Genomic DNA, 22,143 nt, shown 5'->3' on the forward strand with positions numbered 1-22,143 from the left:
TCAACGACTGGAACACAGGCGGGGCGGTCAGCCGAGCTTGGCCCACTCCCGGTCGATGATGCCGACGCTCTCGGCCGCCGACGGCTTGCCGCTGCGGTCGACCAGGGCGGTCACCACGCTCTTCGTGGCCGACGTACGCCAGCACAGCAGCAGGTTCCGCTTGGTGGACGCCTTGGCCTCGTTGGAGAAGCGGAACGTCTGGGTGCATTCGGCGTCGCCGACCGGTTTGCCGCCGTTCGCGGGCCAGAGCAGTTCCCGCTGGCCGCGGAGGTCGAACTTGGCGGTCACGATCCGCAGGACGCCGTTCTTCCGCGGTTGGGTCCGTTCGCTGACCGGGCCCGATGGGACGTCCGGTGCGGCGGTGCGCGCCCGCATCAGCGGGACGCCGTCCTTCGCTGCCTTCGCCCGGGCTTCCTTGATCTCCTGGCTGACCGCCGCGCTCGACCGGGGCGCCGGGCCGGCCGCGGCCCTGGCCGGGGCGCTCGTCGCGGCCGTACCGGGTGTCGAGGCGCCGGCCGAGGGCGACCCCGTGGAGGAGGCCGATGGCGTGGCGGACGCCGAGGCCGGGGAGATCATGGGCGCGAGCGCACCGGTGTCCGTTGTTGCGGTGCTGCCGCGGTGGTCCACGACCTCCGAGGTGATCAGGTAGGCGCCACCACCGAGCACCGCGGCGAGTCCGACCGCACCGAGGGCCAGACGCCGCCGACGCGCGCTGGTACGGCCTTCGCCGGGCCGATCGTCATCGTGAAGAGTCATCTCGAATTTCCCTGAGGGTTCGGCTTCGGCCCGCCGGAGGCGAGCCCCAGTTCCCCATGGTTGCATCGGGTGGGGCAAAAGTGACCGAAACTCCCAAAGCTGGCATTTGCCGAACACGTCGGTGCCGCCACCCGCACCGCAGCTGCTCCTGGCGAAGTCCCTGGATGGCCCACCCGTCAACCGACTCTTCCTCGTGACCCCGACCGGGAGGAAAGAGGATGACCAACCGCCTGCGCCGCCGCCTCGGCATCGGCCTGCTCGCCACCACCGCCCTATCCACGACTGCCCTCTCCACCACCGCCCTCGCCGCCGGCCACGACCGGACCGGCCGCCCGATGAGCACCGTCCAGCCGGGCCCGCTCGACGCGAGGATCACGGCGGCCGGCATCCCCGGCGGATCCGACCCCTACCGCCCGCGCCAGTGGGACCTCGCCCGCCTCCACGGCACCACCGCCTGGCAGAAGTCGACAGGCGCCGGCGTCACCGTCGCCGTCCTCGACACCGGGGTCGACGCCGGCCAGCCCGACCTGTCCGGTCAGGTGCTGCCCGGCTACGACGCGATCGCGCACGGCGGCACCGCCGACACCGACCCCGACGGCCAGGGCACGCACGTGGCCGGCGTCATCGCGGCCCTGACCGGCAACCGCACCGGCATCGCCTCGATCGCGCCCGACGCCAGGATCCTGCCGATCCGGGTACTGGACGCCGGCGGCAACGGCACCATGTCGGCCGCCGCCGACGGCATCTTCTACGCCACCGACCACGGCGCCCAGGTCATCAACATGTCGTTCGCGACCGGCACCGACGTCGGCGCGGTCACCAGCGCTGTTGCGTACGCCCGCAGCAAGGGTGTCGTCGTGGTCGCCGCCGCCGGGAACGACCGCAAGGCCGGCAACCCGGTCAGCTACCCGGCGGCCATCGACGGCGTGATCGCGGTCGCCGCGACGAACCAGAAGGATCAGGTCGCCGACTTCTCCACCGCCGGCAGCTACGTCGACGTGGCCGCACCCGGCGCCGACATCCTCAGCACCTGGCCCGGCGGCGGGATCCAGCCGATGAGCGGCACCTCGATGGCCGCCGCGCACGTCTCGGCGATTGCCGCTCTGATCCTGGCGAAGTATCCGACGCTCACGCCGGACGTGGTCGAGAAGGTCATGGAGCGTTCCGCGCAGGACCTGGGCGCGAACGGCCGGGACGACGACTACGGCTACGGCCGGGTCGACGCCGCCGCCTCGCTGGTCCTGGCCGCCGCGATCCCCAACCGGCCCAAGGCGCCGGGGACGACCCCCACGACACCGGCGCCCGCGAAGACGGCCAAGGCCCGGCCGACCATCAAGGTCCGGAGCCTGCGGCAGCTCGTCGGCGCGGGCAACACCGCGACCACCGCGTTCACGATCACCGCGTTCGGCAAGCCGTGGGCCGGGCAGCCGGTGCAGGTCTGCCTGGCCCCGGCGGGCTCGGTCTTCGCCTGCACCGACGATCAAACCACCGCCGGGGGCACGGTCACCGTCTCGCCGACGGCTTGGAGGACGTACGCGGTAAAGGTCGTCACCACCGCGACCGACAGTTCCGACCCGGTGGTGTCGCCCGTGGTGACCGTGACCGTCGCATCCCGGGTGACCCTCGCCGTGCCCGCGCCCGGCACCCTGGCCGTGACCCTGACCGGCGTCGCCGGCCAGACCGTGCAGGTGCAGCGCCGGTCCGGCACCCGGTGGACGCTCGCGTCGGCCTATCCGGCCGAGGCCGACCACCTCGTCACCGGCCTGCCGGACGGCACCTACCGGATCGTCGTCCCGACCACCCCCGCCATGATCGGCTCGACCAGCGTGATCGTGCAGGTCTGACGCTGCACCGTAGCTGCAACCACGGAATCACTGATCGACTCTCAGTCGCGGCCGACTTTCTTCCCGACGCCAACGGGAGGAACCCCATGAAGAACCCGATCCGCCGGTACACCATCGGCGCCCTCGCCCTCGGCGCGGTCGCCGGTGGCACCGCGTTCGGCCTGCACGCGACCGCCCCGTCCTGGCAGCCGGTCACCTACGGCCTCCACGAGACGCCCGCCCAGCTCCTGCCGGCGACCGTCTCCTCGGCGAACCCGGTGCGGGTGGTCAGCACGAAGCTCGACCAGGCGGGCCGGCCGGTCGTCTCGGTGCACACCGCGACCGACCGGACCACCGCGTCGAAGCTGATCAAGCAGGGTCAGTCGGCGTCGAACGCGGTCGGGGTCGAGCTGGACGCGGTCGTGTCGGCGGCGGCCGTGCCGAGCGGCAGCGACCCCTACCGCACCCAGCAGTGGGACCTCGCGAAGGTCGGCGCCGGCGACGCCTGGCAGAAGTCGACGGGCATCGGCGTCACGGTCGCGGTCATCGACTCCGGGGTCGACGCCTCCCACCCCGACCTGGCCTCGCACGTGCTCCCCGGCTACGACGTGATCGCCGGGAAGGCCGGCACCAGCACCGACACCTTCGGGCACGGTACCCACGTGGCCGGCACGATCGCCGCGCTGACCGGCAACGGGGTCGGGGTCGCCTCGATCGCCCCGGACGCCAAGATCCTGCCGGTCAAGGTGCTGGGCGCGGACGGCCGGGGGTACATGTCGGACACCGCCACCGGCATCATCTGGGCCGCCGACCACGGCGCGAACGTCATCAACATGTCGCTCGGGGCGACCGCGCAGGTCGCGGCGGTCACCAACGCCATCGCGTACGCCCGCAGCAAGGGTGTCGTGGTCGTCGCCTCGGCCGGCAACTCCCGCGCCGACGGCAGCCCGACCTCGTGGCCGGCCGCCGACCCGGGCGTGATCGGGGTCGCCGCGACCGACTCGAACGACAAGGTGGCGACGTTCTCGAACGCGGGCAGCTACGTCGACGTGGCGGCGCCCGGCGTCAGCATCGCCAGCACCTACCCGGTCTCGCTCGGCAGCTACGTGTACATGTCCGGCACGTCGATGGCCAGCCCGCACGTGGCGGCGCTCGCCGCGCTGATCGACGCCTACCGGCCGGGCCTGAACCCGGAGCAGGTGGAGAAGGCGATCGAGGGCAGCGCGCTCGACCTGGGCACGACGGGCCGCGACAACGACTACGGTTACGGCCGCATGAACGCCCCGGCCGCCCTGGCCGCGGCCGCCGCGATGACCCCGGCGCCCACGACGTCGTCCGCGACCCCGAGCCCGGCCGTCACGACCAAGGCGCCGACCACCGCGCCCACGACCGCACCCACCACAGTTCCCACCAAGGCCCCGACGACGGCTCCCACCAAGGCGCCGACGACCGCGCCAGCCAAGCCGGTCGTCAAGGTCCGTCCGGTCGTGAAGCTGACCCCCGCCTCGCAGACCGTCCTCGCCGGCGCGACCGCGACCATGACCTTCACCGTCACGGCCGGCGGCAAGCCGTGGGTCCAGATGCCGGTCAAGCTCTGCACGACCGCCTACGGCACCGCCGCCGTCTGCACGACCGCCGCCACCGACGCCAAGGGCCAGGTGCTGGTCTCCTTCCCGGCGACGGGCCGGACCACGGTCCAGCTGACCGTCACCGAGACCGACACCTCGGTGGCCGTGACGTCAGCGGTCGCGACGGTCTCGGTGCGCTCCACGGCCGCCCTGGCCCGTACGGCCCCGGGCACCCTGACCGCCACCGTCGCCGCGGGCGCCGGCCAGGTCGTGCAGCTCCAGCGCCTGGACGGCAGCCGCTGGCTGCTGGTGACGAGCTACCCGGCCGAGGCCACCCACGCGCTGCCCGGCCTGCTGGCCGGCAAGACCTACCGCCTGGTGGTACCGGCCACCGGCGCCGTCTCCGGCGCGACCAGCTCCAACGTGGTCGCCTGACCGACGGCCCGCCGACATCCCCCGGGGCTGGGGTGAAGCCCCGGGGGATCACGCATGTGGACAGTCCCCGAAAAGCGTCAGACCCGCCTGCTTAACTCAACCCCTCCCAGGACAGGGGTGGGGCGGGGCACGGGCGGGAAACGGGCGGGAAACGGGCGGGAAACGGGGACACCGCCCGGAAAATCTCAGCCCATCGCCGTCCAACTGCGATCGAGCACGTCGACGCTGGCGCCGGCCAGCGGCCGGGAGCGGGGCCGGATCGCCACGGTGACCACGCTCTTGAGCGGGCTCATCCGCCAGCACATCAACATCGTCGGGCGCTCCGAGGCCGGCCCGCCCGGCAGCGCCGCCAGCTTCGCCGTGCAGCGCGCGTCGCCGACGGCGTGGCCCTGGTCGCCCGGCGACAGCGGGGACCACCGGCCGGTCAGGTCGTAGCGGGCGGCGACGACGCGGATGGAGCTGCCGTCCGTACCGGTCTCGGTGGACACCGTGACCGGACCGCTCGCGATCCCCATCCCCGATCGCGCCGGCTGCGGCGCAGCCGCCAGCAGGCCGCCGACCTGCGCCGCCGCCACCTGATCGTCGGGGATCGACGGGGTCGGCGAGGGCCGCGCCGACTGCGGGACCCCGTTCCTCGTGCCGATCTGCGGGCCGGGCGACGGACCTTCCGGAGGGGTCCGGGACGGCGAGGCCGACACCGAAGCCGACGGTGAGGGCGCCGGCGCGACCGGCGCCAGCGCGTCCGGGCCGCCCGAGACGTAGCCGGGCGGGTTGCCGCTGAGCAGCGTGGTCGCGAAGTAGGCGCCGCCGCCGACCGCGCCGAGGCCGACCACCGCGACCGCCGCCTTCTTGAGCCGGCGGCTGACCGAGCGCCGGGTGTCCTTGCGGGCCGAGATGCGGGAGCCGGAGTACGCGGAGCCCGAGTAGTAGACGCCGTCGCCTTCCCCCATGACCCCATCGTGGCACTGAACAGGGACATACAGCAGGAAAAACGGCAACCCGCCCGCACCCGACTGCCAACCGGCCCGGTGACCGGCGCTTCCGAATGGTCCGACCGACACGTTCTGGGGAGGCCGGTCATGGGGAAGCACCTACGTAACTACATTTTGGGCGCGCTCGCGGTAAGCACCGTCGCGGGCGGCGTGGCCCTCGCTCAGCCGGGCGGCCATCCGTCCTGGCAGCCGTCGACCTTCGGTCTCCGGCAGACCCCGGCATCGTTGCTGCCGGCCACGGTCTCACGGTCCCATCCCGTACGCGTCGTCAGCACGGTCCTCGACCATGGACGCCCGGTCGCGACCGCCCGCACCGCCACCGACCCGACCGCCGCCGCGGCGCTGGTCGAGCGGGCGCAGCGGGCGAGGAACGCGCTCGGTGTGCAAGTCGACCAGCCGATCCACGCGTTCGAGGCGCCGGGCGGCAGTGACCCGCTGCGGTTCCGCCAGTGGGACCTCACCCGCATCGACGGCACCGACGCCTGGAACCGCTCGACGGGTGCGGGCGCGGTCGTGGCGATCCTCGACACCGGCGTGGACGCCTCGCACCCGGACCTGGCCGGCCAGGTGCTCGCCGGCTACGACGAGATCGGCCGGAGCGCGGGCGCCCAGACCGACCCGAACGGGCACGGCACCCACGTGGCCGGCACCATCGCGGCGGTGACCGGCAACGGGGTCGGGATCAGCTCGATCGCGCCGGACGTCAAGATCATGCCGGTGCGGGTGCTCCGGGGCGACGGTGCCGGCTACACCTCGGACGCGGCCAACGGCGTCGTGTACGCGGCCGACAACGGCGCCGACGTGATCAACATGTCGCTCGGCGCGGACCAGGACGACCCGACGCTGAGCAGCGCGATCGCGTACGCCCGCAGCCGCGGTGTCGTGGTCGTGGCCGCCGCCGGCAACGAGCGGCAGAAGGGCAACCCGGTCAGCTACCCGGCGGCCGACCCGGGGGTGATCGCGGTCGCCGCGACCGACGCGAACGACGCCGTCGCCGAATACTCCGAGTCGGGCGGTTACGTCGACATCTCGGCGCCCGGCAGCTCGATCGTGAGCACCTTTCCGGTCGCGCTCAACGGCACCGGCTACGCCATGATGTCCGGCACCTCGATGGCCAGCCCGCACGTGGCCGCGGTGGCCGCGCTGCTCCGCTCGGCCGACCCGTCGCTTACCCCCGATCAGGTGGAGAGCGCGCTGGAGTCCTCGGCGACCGACCTCGGCCCGGCGGGCCGGGACGACGACTACGGCTACGGCCGGGCCGACGCGGCCGCCGCTCTGGCGCTGGTCGCCCCGCCCATCACGGCCCCGGCGACCGACCCGACGACGCCGGCCGCCGACCCGACCACCGATCCCACGACCGGCCCGGCCACCGACCCGGCTCCGGCCACGGACTCGACCAGCGACCCGGCTCCGGCCACGGACCCGGCCAGCGACCCGGCTCCGGCGACCGACCCGGCTCCCGCCACCGATCCGGCTCCGGAGCCGGCGATCGATCCGCTCACTCCGGTGATCAGGCTCAACGGGACGTCCCGCCTGGTCCGCTACGGCTCCACACCGGCCGTGACCTTCGCCGTCACCGCCGACGGCGCTCCGATGGCCGGCGCCGAGGCCGAGGTCTGCGTGTCGGCCAACGGCCACGCCACCGGATGCACATCCGTCACCGCGGGCGACCGCGGCGTGGTCAGCTGGGCCCACCGCGTCACCGGCCCGTTCTCGGTCTTCCTGACCGTGGGGCCGACCAGCACGACCGCAGGTGTCACCTCGGTGACCGCCCGCTACAAGGTGCAGGCGGCCGTGAACCTGACCACGGCGAGCCGCACATCGCTGTCGGTCGCGATCGGCGGCGTCGACCGGCAGACCGTCTCCGTGCAGCGCCTCGACGGCACCCGCTGGGTGACCGCGAAGACGTTCAAGGCCAGCGCCCGCACCGCGGTGACCGGTCTGACCGCAGGCAAGCGCTACCGCGTCGTGGTGCCGGACTCGGCCACCTTCACCGGCACGACCAGCGCTCCGGTTCAGCTGTAGCGCAGATCGCCGCGACCGTGTTTGGATCGCCGGCATGGCTGCATTCGGCAAGGCCCTCGTGCTCGGCGGGGGCGGCGTGACCGGAATCGCCTGGGAGACCGGTCTTCTGCTCGGCCTCGCCGAACGGAGCGTCGACCTGCTCGGCGCCGGTCTGCTGGTCGGCACCTCGGCCGGCTCGGTGGTGGCGGCGCAGGTGCTCAGCGGCGTACCGCTGGCCGAACTCTTCGCCGCCCAGCTGGCGCCGCCGACCTCGGAGATCCCGGCCCGGCTCGGACCGGCCGGGATCGCCCGGTTTGCGATGGCCGGCCTCTGGCCGGGCGACCGGGCCCGCGGCCGGGCCTGGCTGGGCCGTCAGGCATTGAGGGCGCCCACGGTGCCCGAGGCGGATCGACGGGCGGTGATCGCGCACCGGATCGGCCGGGACGAGTGGCCGGAGACCCCGCTGCGCATCGTCGCGGTCGAGGCCGAGAGCGGCGCGGTCGAGGTGTTCACCGCCGACAGCGGGGTTTCGCTGATCGACGCGGTGGGCGCCAGCTGCGCGGTGCCGATGGTCTGGCCACCGGTGACGATCGGCGGTCGCCGCTATGTCGACGGCGGGGCGCGCTCGACGGCCAACGCCGACCTGGCCGAGGGCGCGGAGCGGATCGTGGTGATCGCACCGATCGGTGCCGGCGTCCGGCGGGCCGACCGACCGGCCGCCCAGCTGAAGCGGCTCGGCGTGCCCGGCGTCGTGATCACCCCGAGCCCTCAGGCGCGCGCGGCAATCGGCCGTAACGTGCTCGATCCGGCATTTCGGGCACCGGCGGCCGAGGCCGGACGGGCGCAAGCCGCGGCTGAGGCCGAAAAGGTCCGCGCGGTCTGGGACGCGTAACAGTCGTGGGGTTTACTGTCCTGCCATGGCCATCATTTCCCGTGGGTTCGGGGGCCGGCGCCGCGAGTCGGTGCCCGGCCTGCCGCCCGGGCAATACCTGACGCACGATTTTCCGGTGCTCAGCGCGGGACCCACGCCACGGATCCCGCTCGACCGCTGGCACTTCACGATCACGACCGAGACCGGCGAGCAGAAGTCGTGGAACTGGCAGGAGTTCCAGGCGCTGCCGTCCGAGGACGTCACGACCGACATCCACTGCGTCACCAAGTGGTCGAAGCTGGGCACCACCTGGCACGGTGTCTCCCTCGACACCCTGCTGGCCGACGTCGAGACCTCGGCCGACTACACGATGGTGCACAGCTTCGGCGGTTACACCACCAACGTGCCGCTCGAGGACCTCCTCGACGGCAAGGCCTGGATCACCTACAGGTTCGACGGCGACGACCTCGCCCCCGAGCACGGCGGCCCGGCCCGCATGATCGTCCCGCACCTCTACTTCTGGAAGTCGGCGAAGTGGGTCAACGGGATGCAGATGATGAACAGCGACGAGCCGGGCTTCTGGGAAGCCGCCGGCTACCACATGTACGGAGACCCATGGCTCGAGCAGCGATACCAGGGCGACTGACCTGGCGGGCGGCGACGCTGACCGCGGCGCGCTGGGAGACGCCGACCGCCCGCACCCTGGTCCTCGACGTGCCCGGCTGGCCCGGCCACGCCGCCGGTCAGCACATCGACGTCCGGCTGACCGCCGACGACGGCTACCGCGCCCAGCGCAGCTACTCGATCGCATCGGCCTGGCCGTCGGGCACCGAGGCTCCGGCCGGTGGCCAGGTCGAGCTGACCATCCAGCGACTGGACGACGGCGAGGTCTCGCCCTACCTGACCGACGGGCTCCAGGTCGGCGACCAGCTCGAGCTGCGCGGTCCGGTCGGCGGCTGGTTCGTGTGGCGCGAGAAGCAGACCGCGCCGGTGCTGCTGCTGGCCGGCGGATCGGGCGTGGTGCCGCTCATGGCGATGATCCGCGCCCGGGGCGCGGCGCACGGCCGGCAGCCGTTCCGGCTGATCTATTCGGTGCGCACGCCGGACGATGCCTGTTACGCCCCGGAGCTCGCCCGACGCGTACGCGAGGAGCACGGTCTCGACGTCCGCTACGTCTACACGCGGAAGGCGCCGGACGGCTGGCCCGACCCGCCCAAGCGCATCGACGTGCCGACGATCAACACGTACGGCTGGCCGCCCGACTTCCAGCCGGACTGTTATGTCTGCGGCCCGACCTCGTTCGTCGAGACCGCGGCCGACATCCTGGTGGCGCTCGGACACGACCCCAAGCGCGTCCGCACAGAACGGTTCGGAGGAACCTCATGAACGAGGTCGACGGCAACGCGATGGCCGGCAACCTTCGGGAGATCTTCGCGGTCGACGTGACCGCGGCCCGCTTCACCTGCGCGGGTTGCGGTCACGCCGACGTGATCGCGGCGCTGCGGTTGTGGGGACCGGCCCCGGGCCAGGTCGGCCGCTGCCCGCACTGCGAGGACGTGGTGCTGCGCCTGGTCTCGGCGCCGGGCCGGGTCTTTCTCGACCTGCGCGGCACGGTGCGCCTCGAGGTGCCGGTGCCGCTCAACCCCTGAACGTGCTCTTCAGACGCTGGGCCAGCGTCGCGGGCGGGCGACTGGCCGCGGCGCGCGGGGTGGCGGGCCGTGACCGGCCGACCGGCCGGTCGTAGTCGGCGGTGGCGATCGCCTCGACGATCTGGCCGTCGCCGAAGTTTTCCGACTCGGGGATCGAGTCGACATAGCCGACCAGGATGCCGTTGCGCATGATCTGCGCTTCCAGCCCGGCGGTGCCGTCGTTGTCCCAGATCGCCTCGCGACCGTCGGGCAGCACCACGCGGATGCCGTACTGAGTGATGCCGGCCTGCGGCAGCTTCACATGGGCGAAGACGTTGCGCCCGCGCAGCGTCTCGACGACTCGACGTGCCCGTTCCTCTTCCATGGGAGGCAAAACTAGTCGCGTGACCTGTGGGGACGCTGAAGGTGGCCTGTGGCACCCGTGAGAGTCGGCAACGGAATGTTACTCCTCCGTAACAGGAATGTCAGGACGTATCTTCTCCCGTCGCGCTGAGTTAGCTTCCGATGACCGGAGCGCTTCGGCTTCTCGTCCCCACCTGGACCGGAGGCCACCACCGATGAACGGACGCGACCTCGTCCTCGGCTGTCTCACCACTACCTCCCTGATGACGCTTCTGGCCGTCGCCCCCGCGTCGGCCGCCTCAACCGTCGACTACGTCGCGCTCGGCGACTCGTACTCGTCGGGCGTCGGCGCGCCCGGCCAGACCGGTTCGTGCCTGCGCAGCCCGAACGGTTACCCCGGCCAGTGGGCGGCCGCGAACTCCCCCAGGTCGTTCACCAACCTGGCCTGCAGCGGCGCCACCACCGGCGACGTCCTGTCGACCCAGGTGCCCGCGCTGTCCAGCGGGGCCGACCTGATCAGCATCACGATCGGCGGCAACGACGCCGGCTTCGCACCCACCGTTCTGTCCTGCGAGGTGTCGAGCGACGCGGCGTGCGCGGCGATCGTCGCCGCGGCCGAGATCGACATCAACCAGACCCTGCCCGCCAAGCTCGACGCCACGTACGCCGCGATCCGGAGCAAGGCACCGGCCGCCGAGGTCGTCGTGCTCGACTACCCGCAGCTGTTCGACACGGCCAGGTCGTCGTGCGGCATCGGCGGGATGAGCCTGGCCAAGCGCAAGGCGCTCAACGCGGGCGCGGTGGCCCTCGACAGCGTCGTCAAGAGCCGCGCCCGGGCGGCCGGCTTCACCTTCGCCGAGGTGCAGGGGACGTTCGCCGGGCACGGGATCTGCTCGTCGGCGCCGTACCTCAACAACCTCACGATCCTGCCGCCGACCAACTCCTTCCATCCCAACCAGACCGGCTACCGGTACGGCTACCTGCCCGCGCTGACCGGCGCGGTCTAGAAAGCGGCGAGCCAGCGGTAGCGGTGCTCGGGCCGGCCCGTGGTCCCGTAGCGCAGCCGCATCTCGGCCGCTCCCTCGCGGGCCAGCGCGGCCAGGTAACGCTGGGCGGTGGCCCGCGAGATGCCGAGTTCGTCGGCGATCTCGGCGGCCGTCCGCGGGCCGCCCGAGCGCCGCAGGGCCTCGCTGACCAGCCGCACGGTGACGGCCGACTGCCCCTTCGGGGCGGCCGGCCGATCGCCGTCGTGCAGCAGCCGCCACCCCCGGTCGATCTCGTCCTGGGCGAGCGGCCGGTCGGCGGCCAGCGCCCCCCGGTAGCGGCGGTAGGCGGCCAGCCGGGCCGCCAGCTGCTCGGCCGTGAACGGCTTGACCAGGTAGTTGAGCGCGCCCCGGGCGTACGCGGCCCGCACCGAGGCGGCGTCCGAGGCCGCGGTCAGCATGATCGCGTCGACCGTCAGGTCGCGCAGCAGGTCGAGGCCCGGCTCGTCGGGCAGGTAACTGTCCAGCAGCACCAGGTCGACCGCCTGGCGGGCCAGGAACACGCGGCAGTCGGCGGCGGTGCGCGCGGTGCCGACCACGGTGAACCCCTCGACCCGGCGGGCGAAGTCGACGTGCACCTGGGCGACCCGGAAGTCGTCCTCGACGACCAGCACCCGGATCACAGCGCGACCGGAGCCAGCGCGTGGGGCAGGGAGGCCTCGAAGACAGCGCCGTGCCCGTCGCCCCGGCCGGCGGTCACCCGCACGTCGCCGCCGAGCTTGCGGGCGGCCTGCCGGGCCAGCGCGAGGCCGAGGCCCCGTCCGGGCTCGTCCCGCGTGCTCACCCCGGCGGTGAAGATCTCCTCGCGGACGCCGTCGCCGACCCCGTCGCCCGAGTCGGCCACCGAGACGTGCAGCGCGTCGGCGTCGGACAGCAGCGCCAGCTCGACCCAGGCCGGCCGCCGGGCGCCCTGCCGGGCCGCCTCGAGGGCGTTGTCGACCAGGATGCCGAGCACCGTGGTGACCTCGACCGGCGCGCTGACCCGGGTGCCGACCCAGCTGGTGTCGGCGAGCGTGAGCCGCACGTCCCTCTCGGCCGCCTCGGCGGTCTTGGCGGCCACGAACGCCTGCAGGTACGGATCGTCGAGCTGCTCGGCCGCACCGGCCGCAGCCACCTGCCCGCCGGCCACCGCGTGCAGATATTCGAGGGCCTCGTCGCGGTGGTCGTTCTGGAGCAGGCCGGAGAGCACGTGCAACCGGTTGGCGAACTCGTGCCGGGACGCCCGCAGCGCGTTGCTGAGCGTGCGCACCGACTCCAGCTCGCGGGTGATGTTCTCCAGGTCGGTGCGGTCGCGCAGGGTCAGCACGCCGCCGAGGTCGCGCCCGTCGCGGCGTACCGCCCGGTAGTTGACCACCAGCACCCGCTCGCCGGCCACCGTGATCACGTTGTGGGCCTCGCCGCGTTCGAGGATCGAGTGGAGCCCGGGCGGCAGGCCCAGCTCGCTCACCGGCGTGCCCGGGGGCGGGTCGGCGCCGAGCAGCCGGGCCGCCTCGGAGTTGCAGACCGACACCAGGCCGGCCGCGTCGACCGCGAGCACGCCCTCGCTGATGCCGCGCAGCACCGCCTCGCGCTCCTGCACCAGTTCACCCAGCTCGCGCGGTTCGAGCCCGAGGGTGAGCCGCTTCAACCGGCGGCTGAGCAGCGCCGAGCCGGCGATCCCGAGCAGCAGCGCGCAGCCGGCGACCAGCGCGGCCAGACCCAGCTGCTGCCAGACGTACGCCCGGATGTCGCTCACCTTGTAACCCACCGAGACCTCGCCGACGATCGCACCGTTCGCATCGCGCAGCGGGGTCTTGCCGCGGGCCGACAGGCCCAGCGTGCCGCGTTCGACGTTGATCGTGTCGTGTCCGTTGAGGACGGCGGTCGGGTCGGTGCTGACGGTTTCGTGCAGCAGCTCCCGGGTCGGGTGGGCGAGGCGCAGGCCGTGCCGATCGGTGATCACGACGAACAGCGCGCCGCTGGCCACCTGCACCTTCTCGGCCCGCGCGGGCAGGATGCCGTGCGGGTCTTCGGCCGCGGCGGCCGCGGCGACCGCCGGATCGGTGGCGAGGGTGTGCGCGACCGCCAGCGCGCGTACGCCGTACTGCTCGGTCAGTTTCTGGTCGAAGAGCCAGCCGATCAGCCCGCAGCCGAGGCCGAACACCACCACGAGCAGGCCCACCTGCAGGCCCAGGACCTGCCAGGCGAACGGGATCGGCCGGCGCGACATGACCGCAGCGTAATGCCGGAGCGAGCCATCGAGCCCGGTGAGCAGAACGCGCAATACGCACTCAACGCGGCCTGCGGCCACAACGCCGGAATGGATTCCGCCCGCCGCCCCGCCTCCCTACGGTCGCCACCAGCGTATCCACGAATCGCGATGGGAGGCCGCGGCGATGCCGGTGATCGCCTTACGCAACGCCACCAAACGCTTCCCGGGCAGCGGCGGCCGGCCGCACACCGCCGTACGGGATCTCACCTTCACCGTCGACGCCGGCCAGTTCGTCGCCGTGGTCGGCCCGACCGGCTGCGGCAAGTCGACCACCCTCTCCCTGGTCTCCGGCCTCGAGCCGGCGTCGTCCGGCGAGGTCGAGGTAGACGGCGAGCCGGTGCGCGGCATACCGCCCGGCGTCGGCTACATGTTCCAGACCGACGCGATCCTGCCCTGGCGCTCGGTGGCCGGCAACGTGGCGGCCGGGCCGCGCTGGCGCGGGGCGTCCCGGGCCGCGGCCCGGGAACAGGCGATGGCCTGGGTCGAGAAGGTCGGCCTGGCCGCGTTCGCCGACTACTACCCGCACCAGCTCTCGGGCGGCATGCGCAAGCGCGTCTCGCTCGCGCAGACCCTCGTCAACGAGCCCCGGATCCTGCTGATGGACGAGCCGTTCAGCGCGCTCGACGTGCAGACCCGGGCGCTCATGCAGGACGAGTTGCTGCGGTTGTGGGCGGGCACCGGCGCCGCGGTGGTGTTCGTGACCCACGACCTCGAGGAGGCGATCGCGCTGGCCGACCGGGTCGTCGTGATGACCGCTTCACCGGCCACGGTCAAGGCGGTGTTCGACGTGCCGCTGCCCCGGCCGCGCGACGTCGAGGAGATCCGGATGACGCCGGCGTTCGTCGCCGCGTACCGGGAGGTGTGGCAGACCCTCCGCGAGGAGGTCGCCGTGGCCCGGCAGGAGGCCGCTCGTGCCGGCTAAAGCCAGGCTCTGGTCGGTGCGCCTGGTGCTGGTCGTGATCTGGTTGGTGAGCTGGGAGATCACGGCGACCCACTGGATCGACCCGTTCTTCTACTCCAAGCCATCGGCGATCTGGCACCGGCTCGTCGGCTGGTTCACCGAGGGCACCGCGTTCGGGTCGATCTGGACCCAGCTGGCGGTCACGCTCGAGGAGGCCGTGCTCGGCTTCCTGGTCGGCTCGCTGGCCGGCGTCGTGCTGGGCATCCTGCTCGGGCGGGCCCGGTTCGTGGCCGAGGTGGCGGCGCCGTTCATCAAGGCGGCCAACGCGGTGCCCCGGATCGTGCTCGCGTCGCTGTTCATCATCTGGTTCGGGCTCGGGCTGACCTCGAAGGTCGCGACCGCGGTCGTGCTGGTCTTCTTCGCGGTCTTCTTCAACGCGTTCCAGGGCGCCCGGGAGGTCGACCGCAGCCTGGTCGACAACGCGCGGGTGCTGGGCGCATCCCGCGTACAGGTGCTGACCTCGATCATCGTGCCCAGCGCGACGTCGTGGATCTTCGCGTCGCTGCACGCGGCGTTCGGGTTCGCGCTGATCGGCGCGGTGGTCGGCGAGTACGCGGGCGCCGACAAGGGCCTCGGCCTGCTGATCTCCAACGCCCAGGGCACGTTCGACGCGGCCGGGATCTACGCCGCGATGCTCGTCGTCACGGTCGTCGCGCTGCTGGCCGAGTGGCTGATCACCCTGTTCGAGAACCGTCTGCTCCGCTGGCGTCCGCCGGTGCGAAACGAAGGGACCACCAATGCGTAAAGGTTTAGTGGCGGGCGTCCTGCTGGTCGCGCTCGCGGGCTGCCGTGGCACCAGCCCCGATTCCTCTGCCGCCGGCTCGGACGAGACCGTCAAGATCATGGTCGGCGGGATCGACAAGGTGATCTACCTGCCGGCCAAGCTGACCGAGCAGCTGGGCGGGTTCAAGGCCGAGGGCCTGAACGTGCAGCTGCTGACCGAGCCGTCCGGCGCGACCGCCGAGAACGTGCTGATCTCCGGCGACGTGCAGGGTGTGGTCGGCTTCTACGACCACACCATCGACCTGCAGACCAAGGGCAAGTGCATCACCAGCGTGGTGCAGCTGGCCGATGTGCCGGGTGAGGTGGAGATGGTCGCCGCCTCCAAGGCGGCCACGATCAAGGGCCCGGCCGACTTCAAGGGCCGGAAGATGGGCGTGACAAGTCCCGGCTCGTCCACCGACTTCCTCACCCAATATCTCGCCACCAAGGGCGGGCTGACCAAGGCCGACTACACCACGGTCAAGGCCGGGGCCGGTGCGACGTTCATCGCCGAGATCGACAACGGCGGGATCGACGCCGGGATGACCACGGACCCGACCGCCGCCCAGCTGGTCAGCACCGGCAAGGGCAAGGTGCTGCTCGACATGCGGACCGAGGGGGGCACCAAGGCGGCGCTCGGCGGGCTCTACCCGGCCAGCTCGCTCTACATGGACTGCGCCTGGGTGCAGGCCCACCCCGCGCAGGTGCAGAAGCTGGCGAACGCCTTCGTCAAGACGCTGCGCTGGATCAAGGCGCACAGCGCGGACGAGGTCGCGGCCAAGATGCCGTCCGACTACAACGGCGGCAACCCCCAGCTGTACGCCAAGGCGGTGCACGACACGATCGGCATGTTCAACGGCGACGGCCGGATGAAGCCCGAGGGCGCGCAGAACGTGCTGCAGGTGCTCAGCCAGTTCTCCCCCAACGTCAAGGGCAAGAAGGACCAGATCGACCTGTCGAAGACCTACACCACCGCGTACGTGGAGAAGGTCGCACCGTAACCGCACCCCACCGGGACCAGCGCGGGCTGCTCGAGGGCGGCAGCATTCTTTCCCATGGCGCGCTTCCTGACGATCGTCCTGCTCCTGCACGTCTCGCTGATGGTCGTCGCGCTTGTCGACTGCCTCTCGGCCGAGGAGACGGGGATCCGCGCGCTGCCGCGGGCCGGCTGGATCTTCCTGATCCTGCTGGCCTCGCCGGTCGGCGCCGTCGCCTGGCTCCTGATCGGCAAGCCGCTGCCGGCCCCCGACGTCCGCCGCGGCCCCGAGGACGACCCCGCTTTCATCGCGAGCCTGGCCGCGACGATCCGTCCGATCGAGCGCGACTGAGTTTCCAGGCCATTGCCTAATAGTTAAAGTCGTGAATAAACTCCGGCGCGATAGGGCCTGATCTATCTCGTTGGAGGGCAGCTCGTGAAGCGATCCACGACCGCCGTACTCGCCGCCGCCTCGGCGACGGCACTGGTACTCGCGGCGGCACAACCGGCCTCGGCCGGCGGATACGGGCACGACCATCGGCATGGCGCCAAGGTCACCGGCACCTATTCGACCGGCGCCGCCGCGGCCTGGGTGCCGCTGCCGGCCACCCACGTCGGTGACGACAGTGGAAAGCCGACCGCCTCGACCGTCGTCGTCGACCCGTCCCAGCTGCGCCAGCAGTACAACGGCATGGGCTTCTCGATCGACGAGACCGCGGTCTCCAACTACTGGAAGCTCACCCCCGCCGAGCGCGAGAAGGCGGTGAAGCTGCTGGTCGACCCCCGGACGGGCGCCGGCTTCGACCGCTTCCGGCTCACCATCGGCAGCCCCGACCTGATCGAGCACCTGCCGTTCTGGTCGGAGGACGACCTGCCGCCCGGCGTCACGTCGGACCCGAGCCTCAAGTACTTCTCCATCCAGCGCGACATCGACCTGCACATCGTCGACATGGTCAAGCTGATCCAGAAGTACAACCCGCACGCGATGTTCTTCGCGTCGGCGTGGAGCGCTCCCGCCTGGATGAAGACCAACAACCAGTTCACCGGCCAGGTCGCCCTGCAACCGGGCAGCACCACCTCCTACTACCAGGTCGGCAAGCTGCGCGACGACGCGATCGACGTGTTCGCCCGCTACTACGCGAAGTACGTCCAGGCGTACGCGAGGCACGGGGTCAAGGTCGACGCGATCACGCTGCTCAACGAGCCCGGCATCGACGTCGTCTACCCGGCCATGGACATCAGCGTCGACCAGCAGCAGAAGCTCGCGATCGCGATCAAGAAGGCGTTCCACGCGGCCGGGCTGAAGACCCAGCTGTGGGTGCACGACTTCAACTTCTACGACTGGAAGAACCCGGACTCCACCGAGACGAAGGAGTACTGGCGGATCATGCAGAACCCGGCGACCGCGAAGGCCGCCGACTCGATCGCCTTCCACCCGTACTGGGGTGACCCCTCGGTGATGCGGGACGCGTACGAGCAGTACCACAAGCCGGTGCAGATGACCGAGACGAGCGACCTGTCGCCGTCCACGGTGATGCAGTACTTCCGGCTCGACGCCAGCTCCTATGTGCTCTGGGCGCAGAACACCGACCAGAACGGGGGCACCCTGCACTGGACCGGCGACCGCGACAACGACATCGACTGGGACGCCGTCGCGGCCAACGACCACTGGACCGACCGGCTGGTCACCACGCACACCGACACCAAGACCTTCTCGGTGCGCGACGAGCTGTACACGCTCGGCCAGTTCGGCAAGTACCTCACTCCGGCCGACACGCGCGTCGAGTCGAGCGCGGCGTCCGGTGGTGTCAGCAACGTCGTCTACCGCGACGGTGACGACTTCACCGCCATTCTGGGCAACGGCAACAACACCCCGGCTTCCGTACGCATCGTGCTCGGTGACGCGTCTTTCGTGGTTGACGTGCCGGCCGGCGCGTACGCGACGTACCGCTGGAAGGCCGACGTCCCGAGCACCCACCGCAACCACGCACCGGTTCTGGCGCCTCTGGCGCCGGTGACGGCCGACCAGTACGTGACCACGACGTTCCAGCTCAAGGCCACCGACCCTGATCGGGACCGGCTCGCCTTCTACGCGACAGACCTTCCCGCGGGCGTGACCGTCGACGCCCGCACCGGCGTGGTGACGGTGAACCCGGCCAAGGCCGGCGACCAGGCGCTGACCTTCTACGCCACCGACGGCGCCGCCCGCGCCTCGACCACCGTGCACCTGACGGTCGCCCCGCACGGCGCCCCGATCGGCACCCGCATCGAGGCCGAGGCGTACGTCGGCGAGAACGGCTGGACCGACGGCGGCGCCAACTTCGTCGAGTCGAGCGGCGCCTCGGGCGGCGCGGACGTCGGCTGGACCGCCGCCGGCAACTGGCTGCAGTACCGCGCCGACGTCGCCGCCGCCGGCACCTACGACCTCGAGCTGCGGGTCGCCAACGGCTCCGGGGCGGCCGCACCCGGCGCGATCTCGTTCCGCGACGCGGCCGGCACCACGCTGGCCACCGCCTCGGTGCCGGACACCGGCGACTGGTCCAAGTACGTTTCGGTGCATGTGCCGGTCGTGCTGGCGGCCGGCGACCAGGTGGTGACCGTCTACTGCGAGACCGGCGGGTTCAACCTGGACTATCTCCAGCTTTCCTGAGTTCTCACCCGGTAGGTCGCTGGGGGGTCGTCGCGGTTCAGCGGCGGCCCCGCAGCCATTCCCGGACGACCGTCGCGTGCATCGCGCTCATGTGGTCCGCTTCGTCGATGACGTGGACGATCCATCCCTTCCGCTCCAGCTCCTCCCGGTGGGACGCCAGAGCCGGACCGATGTCGACCCGGGCGTGGTCCCACTTCGCGCCGTAGACGATCACGTCGTCGGCCCCGGCGAAGGCGAGCCGCGGAATCGCCAGCTCCACCGTCGTCTCGTCGAAGCCCTGGAGCGACTCGTAGAGAGTCACGTACTGACCGGTCTGCTCCGGGGCCACGGTCACTTCGGACGATTCCCAGTCACCGGGTTCGACCGGTTCCGTCCGCGGCGGGTTCGCCCGGTTCTCCAGGGCCTGCCGATGGGCCGCTCGCGTGACGGTCAGCATCGCCTCGTACGGCCCGCCGAGCGGCGGAAAGCCGCCCATCGCCAGCCCGGTCAGCCGGTCGGTGCGGATCGCCAGCTGCAGCCCGGCCAGCGCGAGCCACGAATAGCCGTAGTAGTCGAACCGCTCGGCCCCGGCCGCGTCGGCGATCGCGAGCAGGTCGTGCGCGACCGCGTCGGCGGTCAGCGTCTTCTGCGCCGGGCAGGCCGCCCGGTGCCCCTCGTAGTCGGCGGTGATCACCCGCCGTCCGGTCAGGCCGGCCGCGAGGTTGCGCCCGGCGTCCGGATCGACGCCCCAGGCCCGCATCTGCTCGGCCGCCTCGCCCTCCACCAGCGCCGTGCTGACCGGCAGCAGGACCGCCAGGCCGTCACCCTCCACCTTCACCTCGATCACCGAACCGTCGTGCAGACGTGCCGTGGTCATCGCTCCCCCTTAACCATATACGCTGTAAGCACTATGGCACATGATGAGGTTGAGGCACACGTCCGGCGACTCTGGCGGCACCGCGGCACGACCGTGCCCGGCCCGCGCCGCGGTCCTCGCGGCGAACTGGATCTCGACGAGATCCTGGCGGTGGCGATCGCCCTGGCCGACGCCGAAGGACTGGACGCCGTTTCCACCCGCGCGGTCGCCGCCCACTTCGGCAAGAGCCCGATGGCGCTGTACTCCTACGTGGGCTCCAAGGAGCAGTTGCTGGCGCTCATGCAGGACCACGCCTCCGCCATGCCGGCCTGGCACGACCCCCTCACCAGCTTCGAGGACGACCTCCGCGCGTGGGCCTTCCTCTTCTTCGACCTGCATCTGGCCCACCCGTGGCTGCTGCGGCGCGGCTGGGCCCAGCACACCCAGGGCCCCAACGAGCAGGACTGGATGGAGCGCCTTCTCACGATCCTGGCCTGGTGGTCGGCTCCCACCGCGGCGGTGACGATGCTCTACGCCACGGTCCGCGCGACCGCCGAGACCGCCGCCGCCTATCGCGACCTCTCCCCGGCGGACGCCGCCGCGTGGCGCGCCCGGGCGGCGGCGACCCGGCGCCTGATCCCCGACTTCGCCGATCGCTACCCTCGGTCGACCGCCCGGCCGGCGGACGCCTCGACCGACTGGACCGACACCCCGCGAGGCGGGCTGGGCGCGGTCGTCCGGCTGATCGCCACCGCCGTGTCCCCCAAATAGGGCCGAAGTTCTCTACCCGTCTGTAATTTCCCTAACCCCCGGCGAACCGGTCAATCAGCCGCCAAAGTAATGGTCGCGCCGCTTCCCCACCGGCGCCGCCGGACAGCCTTTCGTCCGCGAGATCAACGGGCTAGACGAAAGAGCGCGGAATGCTGCAAGACCTTGTGTCCCCCCTGGGCGGTCTCGTCAACGACGTCTCCCGGTTGCCGGTCGACCCCTCGAACCCCCAGCTGGCGGTGTTCTCGGCCGCCCTCGGCGACCTGTCGGCCGTGCTGGTCGACCAGTGCGGCCCCGAATGCCTCGGCTCCCTCGACGGCGCCGGCACCGGCCTGGACGCGGAACGGGCCGAGATCGTCGCGGTCGCCGAGTCGCTGGAACGCTACGCCAACTGCGTGTACGACCAGCGCCAGTTCCGCTGGGCGACGGCCGAGGAGCTCGAGGCACTCGGCGAGGACGCGGTCGACCTGGACAGCCTGCCCCGCTGCTCGCCGACCGAACTGGCCGATCCCGAGTGCCCGGTCGTGCGGCCCGACCGGACGGCACGCATCCGCTGGATCCGGGGCCTGAACATGCGTACCGGGAAGCCGGCCTGGGTGCCGGCGGCGCTGGTCTACATCCACTTCCCGTCCGAGGACGCGGAACGCATCACCAACCCGATCTCCACCGGATCGGCGGCGCACCCCGACCCGGCCGTGGCGGTGTGCGGGGCGCTGTGCGAGGTGATCGAGCGGGACGCGATCAGCCTCACCTGGCTGCAACAACTGGCGCTGCCGCAGATCGAGATCGACGTGGCCGGCCCGCACCTGCGGCGATTCCTCGACGCGGTCGCCGACCGCGAGATGACCGTCCGGCTCTTCGACGCGACCACCGACGTGGGCATCCCGACCGTGTACGGCGTGTCGATCGCGCCCGACCACCCCCGCCTGCACACCGTGGTCTCCTGTGCGACCGCCCTCGACCCGCAGGCCGCGGCCGCGAAGGCGATCTGCGAGCTGGTGTCGGTACGCATCGCGCTGCAGGACGACGAGCCCTCGGCCGAAGACGTCGAGTCGTTCACCGGGGTGTCCGACGGCGCGACCTACATGTGCGTCCCCGAGCGGGCGTCGGCGTTCGACTTCCTCCTCGACTCCCCGGCCCGCCGCCGGCTGTCCGAGATGCCGGCACTGTCCACCGGCGACTCCACCGCCGACCTGCGCCTGGTGTGCTCGCGGCTGGCCGGGAGCGGGATGGACGCGTACATCGTCGACCTCACCACCGACGAGGCCCTGCGGGTCGGCATGACCGTGGTCCGGGCCGTCGTTCCCGGGCTGCAGCCGCTGACCTTCCACTACCGCGCCCGTTTCCTCGGGCACCCGCGGCTCTACGAGGCACCGGCCCGGATGGGTTACCCGGTCCGGGGCGAGGCCGAACTCAACGCCTGGCCCCAGCCGTTCGCCTGAGCCGTTCCCCCCGAC

General features: G+C 71.9%; 21 protein-coding genes. 15 read left to right on the plus strand and 6 right to left on the minus strand.

Translation table 11 applies throughout. From position 1 onward, the window contains the following. Nucleotides 1-27: 27 nt before the first annotated feature. Entirely contained in the window at nt 28-756 is a 729-nt protein-coding gene (locus ACIA5C_RS06285; RefSeq protein ID WP_396051816.1) for a hypothetical protein, read from the minus strand. A gap of 218 nt (nt 757-974) precedes the next feature. Between ACIA5C_RS06285 and ACIA5C_RS06290 the strand changes: the two genes are divergently transcribed. After that, nucleotides 975-2,600 (plus strand): S8 family serine peptidase, encoded by a 1,626-nt coding sequence (locus tag ACIA5C_RS06290; protein WP_396051819.1) that lies wholly within the window; start codon nt 975-977, stop codon nt 2,598-2,600. A gap of 86 nt (nt 2,601-2,686) precedes the next feature. Continuing rightward, nucleotides 2,687-4,582 carry a S8 family peptidase gene (locus ACIA5C_RS06295; RefSeq protein WP_396051822.1) on the plus strand — a complete coding sequence of 632 codons (1,896 nt, stop codon included), beginning with the start codon at nt 2,687-2,689 and terminating at the stop codon, nt 4,580-4,582. A 185-nt stretch (nt 4,583-4,767) separates the two neighbouring features. On the opposite strand, the gene ACIA5C_RS06300 is transcribed toward ACIA5C_RS06295, so the two are convergent. Continuing rightward, a complete protein-coding gene (locus ACIA5C_RS06300; RefSeq protein ID WP_396051825.1) occupies nt 4,768-5,532 on the minus strand; it encodes a hypothetical protein in 765 nt (254 codons plus the stop codon). Nucleotides 5,533-5,661: 129 nt separating this feature from the next. On the opposite strand from ACIA5C_RS06300, the gene ACIA5C_RS06305 reads away from it, so the two are divergent. The 5 genes from ACIA5C_RS06305 to ACIA5C_RS06325 are packed head-to-tail and all read left to right on the plus strand — an operon-like array spanning nt 5,662 to nt 10,098. Next, complete coding sequence (locus ACIA5C_RS06305) at nt 5,662-7,599, plus strand: S8 family serine peptidase (protein ID WP_396051828.1); 1,938 nt, start codon at nt 5,662-5,664, stop codon at nt 7,597-7,599. A 34-nt stretch (nt 7,600-7,633) separates the two neighbouring features. Beyond that, nucleotides 7,634-8,470 (plus strand): patatin-like phospholipase family protein, encoded by an 837-nt coding sequence (locus tag ACIA5C_RS06310; RefSeq protein ID WP_396051830.1) that lies wholly within the window; start codon nt 7,634-7,636, stop codon nt 8,468-8,470. A 25-nt stretch (nt 8,471-8,495) separates the two neighbouring features. Beyond that, nucleotides 8,496-9,095 carry a sulfite oxidase-like oxidoreductase gene (locus tag ACIA5C_RS06315; protein ID WP_396051831.1) on the plus strand — a complete coding sequence of 200 codons (600 nt, stop codon included), beginning with the start codon at nt 8,496-8,498 and terminating at the stop codon, nt 9,093-9,095. Beyond that, the gene (locus ACIA5C_RS06320) at nt 9,065-9,835 is read left to right on the plus strand and encodes a ferredoxin reductase (RefSeq protein ID WP_396051833.1); all 771 of its coding nucleotides are present in this window, start codon (nt 9,065-9,067) and stop codon (nt 9,833-9,835) included. The genes ACIA5C_RS06315 and ACIA5C_RS06320 overlap by 31 nt, the downstream gene beginning before the upstream one ends. After that, entirely contained in the window at nt 9,832-10,098 is a 267-nt protein-coding gene (locus ACIA5C_RS06325; protein ID WP_396051836.1) for a DUF6510 family protein, read from the plus strand. Before ACIA5C_RS06320 ends, ACIA5C_RS06325 begins: the two co-directional genes overlap by 4 nt. Here ACIA5C_RS06325 and ACIA5C_RS06330 read toward each other — a convergent pair. Further along, complete coding sequence (locus ACIA5C_RS06330; RefSeq protein WP_396051839.1) at nt 10,088-10,462, minus strand: hypothetical protein; 375 nt, start codon at nt 10,460-10,462, stop codon at nt 10,088-10,090. The two genes, ACIA5C_RS06325 and ACIA5C_RS06330, sit on opposite strands and share 11 nt — an antisense overlap. Nucleotides 10,463-10,703: 241 nt before the next feature. On the opposite strand from ACIA5C_RS06330, the gene ACIA5C_RS06335 reads away from it, so the two are divergent. Next, the gene (locus ACIA5C_RS06335) at nt 10,704-11,447 is read left to right on the plus strand and encodes an SGNH/GDSL hydrolase family protein (RefSeq protein ID WP_396051841.1); all 744 of its coding nucleotides are present in this window, start codon (nt 10,704-10,706) and stop codon (nt 11,445-11,447) included. On the opposite strand, the gene ACIA5C_RS06340 is transcribed toward ACIA5C_RS06335, so the two are convergent. Together ACIA5C_RS06340 and ACIA5C_RS06345 are read right to left on the minus strand one after the other, a co-directional pair. After that, complete coding sequence (locus tag ACIA5C_RS06340) at nt 11,444-12,106, minus strand: response regulator (protein ID WP_396051844.1); 663 nt, start codon at nt 12,104-12,106, stop codon at nt 11,444-11,446. The genes ACIA5C_RS06335 and ACIA5C_RS06340 overlap by 4 nt on opposite strands. Continuing rightward, nucleotides 12,103-13,692, minus strand: coding sequence for an ATP-binding protein (locus ACIA5C_RS06345; RefSeq protein ID WP_396051847.1), 1,590 nt, complete (start codon nt 13,690-13,692; stop codon nt 12,103-12,105). Before ACIA5C_RS06345 ends, ACIA5C_RS06340 begins: the two co-directional genes overlap by 4 nt. A gap of 166 nt (nt 13,693-13,858) precedes the next feature. Between ACIA5C_RS06345 and ACIA5C_RS06350 the strand changes: the two genes are divergently transcribed. From ACIA5C_RS06350 to ACIA5C_RS06370, 5 genes are all read left to right on the plus strand, one after another. Continuing rightward, complete coding sequence (locus ACIA5C_RS06350) at nt 13,859-14,656, plus strand: ABC transporter ATP-binding protein (protein ID WP_396051849.1); 798 nt, start codon at nt 13,859-13,861, stop codon at nt 14,654-14,656. Beyond that, nucleotides 14,646-15,440, plus strand: coding sequence for an ABC transporter permease (locus ACIA5C_RS06355; RefSeq protein ID WP_396051851.1), 795 nt, complete (start codon nt 14,646-14,648; stop codon nt 15,438-15,440). The genes ACIA5C_RS06350 and ACIA5C_RS06355 overlap by 11 nt, the downstream gene beginning before the upstream one ends. Further along, on the plus strand, nt 15,433-16,458 hold the full coding sequence (locus ACIA5C_RS06360) for an ABC transporter substrate-binding protein (RefSeq protein ID WP_396051853.1): 1,026 nt from the start codon (nt 15,433-15,435) through the stop codon (nt 16,456-16,458). Before ACIA5C_RS06355 ends, ACIA5C_RS06360 begins: the two co-directional genes overlap by 8 nt. A 54-nt stretch (nt 16,459-16,512) precedes the next feature. Then, complete coding sequence (locus ACIA5C_RS06365) at nt 16,513-16,785, plus strand: PLDc N-terminal domain-containing protein (RefSeq protein WP_396051854.1); 273 nt, start codon at nt 16,513-16,515, stop codon at nt 16,783-16,785. An 84-nt stretch (nt 16,786-16,869) separates the two neighbouring features. Further along, nucleotides 16,870-19,083 (plus strand): carbohydrate-binding protein, encoded by a 2,214-nt coding sequence (locus tag ACIA5C_RS06370; protein ID WP_396051856.1) that lies wholly within the window; start codon nt 16,870-16,872, stop codon nt 19,081-19,083. Between the two features lie 37 nt (nt 19,084-19,120). On the opposite strand, the gene ACIA5C_RS06375 is transcribed toward ACIA5C_RS06370, so the two are convergent. Continuing rightward, complete coding sequence (locus tag ACIA5C_RS06375) at nt 19,121-19,939, minus strand: alpha/beta fold hydrolase (RefSeq protein WP_396051858.1); 819 nt, start codon at nt 19,937-19,939, stop codon at nt 19,121-19,123. 33 nt (nt 19,940-19,972) lie between these two features. Here ACIA5C_RS06375 and ACIA5C_RS06380 point away from each other — a divergent pair, with 33 nt between their 5' ends. Next, nucleotides 19,973-20,689, plus strand: a complete 717-nt coding sequence (locus ACIA5C_RS06380; RefSeq protein WP_396051859.1) for a TetR/AcrR family transcriptional regulator — start codon at nt 19,973-19,975, stop codon at nt 20,687-20,689. Nucleotides 20,690-20,838: 149 nt separating this feature from the next. Continuing rightward, complete coding sequence (locus ACIA5C_RS06385) at nt 20,839-22,128, plus strand: YcaO-like family protein (protein ID WP_396051861.1); 1,290 nt, start codon at nt 20,839-20,841, stop codon at nt 22,126-22,128. The last annotated feature ends 15 nt before the right edge of the window (nt 22,129-22,143 follow it).

This window comes from Actinoplanes sp. NPDC051343 (assembly GCF_044455125.1).
Classification (GTDB): domain Bacteria; phylum Actinomycetota; class Actinomycetes; order Mycobacteriales; family Micromonosporaceae; genus Actinoplanes.

Coding starts and splice junctions, on each gene's coding strand:
- ACIA5C_RS06285 (WP_396051816.1), bottom strand. CDS start 756: ATGACTCTTCACGATGACGATCGGCCCGGCGAAGGCCGTACCAGCGCG.
- ACIA5C_RS06290 (WP_396051819.1), top strand. CDS start 975: ATGACCAACCGCCTGCGCCGCCGCCTCGGCATCGGCCTGCTCGCCACC.
- ACIA5C_RS06295 (WP_396051822.1), top strand. CDS start 2,687: ATGAAGAACCCGATCCGCCGGTACACCATCGGCGCCCTCGCCCTCGGC.
- ACIA5C_RS06300 (WP_396051825.1), bottom strand. CDS start 5,532: ATGGGGGAAGGCGACGGCGTCTACTACTCGGGCTCCGCGTACTCCGGC.
- ACIA5C_RS06305 (WP_396051828.1), top strand. CDS start 5,662: ATGGGGAAGCACCTACGTAACTACATTTTGGGCGCGCTCGCGGTAAGC.
- ACIA5C_RS06310 (WP_396051830.1), top strand. CDS start 7,634: ATGGCTGCATTCGGCAAGGCCCTCGTGCTCGGCGGGGGCGGCGTGACC.
- ACIA5C_RS06315 (WP_396051831.1), top strand. CDS start 8,496: ATGGCCATCATTTCCCGTGGGTTCGGGGGCCGGCGCCGCGAGTCGGTG.
- ACIA5C_RS06320 (WP_396051833.1), top strand. CDS start 9,065: ATGGCTCGAGCAGCGATACCAGGGCGACTGACCTGGCGGGCGGCGACG.
- ACIA5C_RS06325 (WP_396051836.1), top strand. CDS start 9,832: ATGAACGAGGTCGACGGCAACGCGATGGCCGGCAACCTTCGGGAGATC.
- ACIA5C_RS06330 (WP_396051839.1), bottom strand. CDS start 10,462: ATGGAAGAGGAACGGGCACGTCGAGTCGTCGAGACGCTGCGCGGGCGC.
- ACIA5C_RS06335 (WP_396051841.1), top strand. CDS start 10,704: ATGACGCTTCTGGCCGTCGCCCCCGCGTCGGCCGCCTCAACCGTCGAC.
- ACIA5C_RS06345 (WP_396051847.1), bottom strand. CDS start 13,692: ATGTCGCGCCGGCCGATCCCGTTCGCCTGGCAGGTCCTGGGCCTGCAG.
- ACIA5C_RS06350 (WP_396051849.1), top strand. CDS start 13,859: ATGCCGGTGATCGCCTTACGCAACGCCACCAAACGCTTCCCGGGCAGC.
- ACIA5C_RS06360 (WP_396051853.1), top strand. CDS start 15,433: ATGCGTAAAGGTTTAGTGGCGGGCGTCCTGCTGGTCGCGCTCGCGGGC.
- ACIA5C_RS06365 (WP_396051854.1), top strand. CDS start 16,513: ATGGCGCGCTTCCTGACGATCGTCCTGCTCCTGCACGTCTCGCTGATG.
- ACIA5C_RS06375 (WP_396051858.1), bottom strand. CDS start 19,939: ATGACCACGGCACGTCTGCACGACGGTTCGGTGATCGAGGTGAAGGTG.
- ACIA5C_RS06380 (WP_396051859.1), top strand. CDS start 19,973: ATGGCACATGATGAGGTTGAGGCACACGTCCGGCGACTCTGGCGGCAC.
- ACIA5C_RS06385 (WP_396051861.1), top strand. CDS start 20,839: ATGCTGCAAGACCTTGTGTCCCCCCTGGGCGGTCTCGTCAACGACGTC.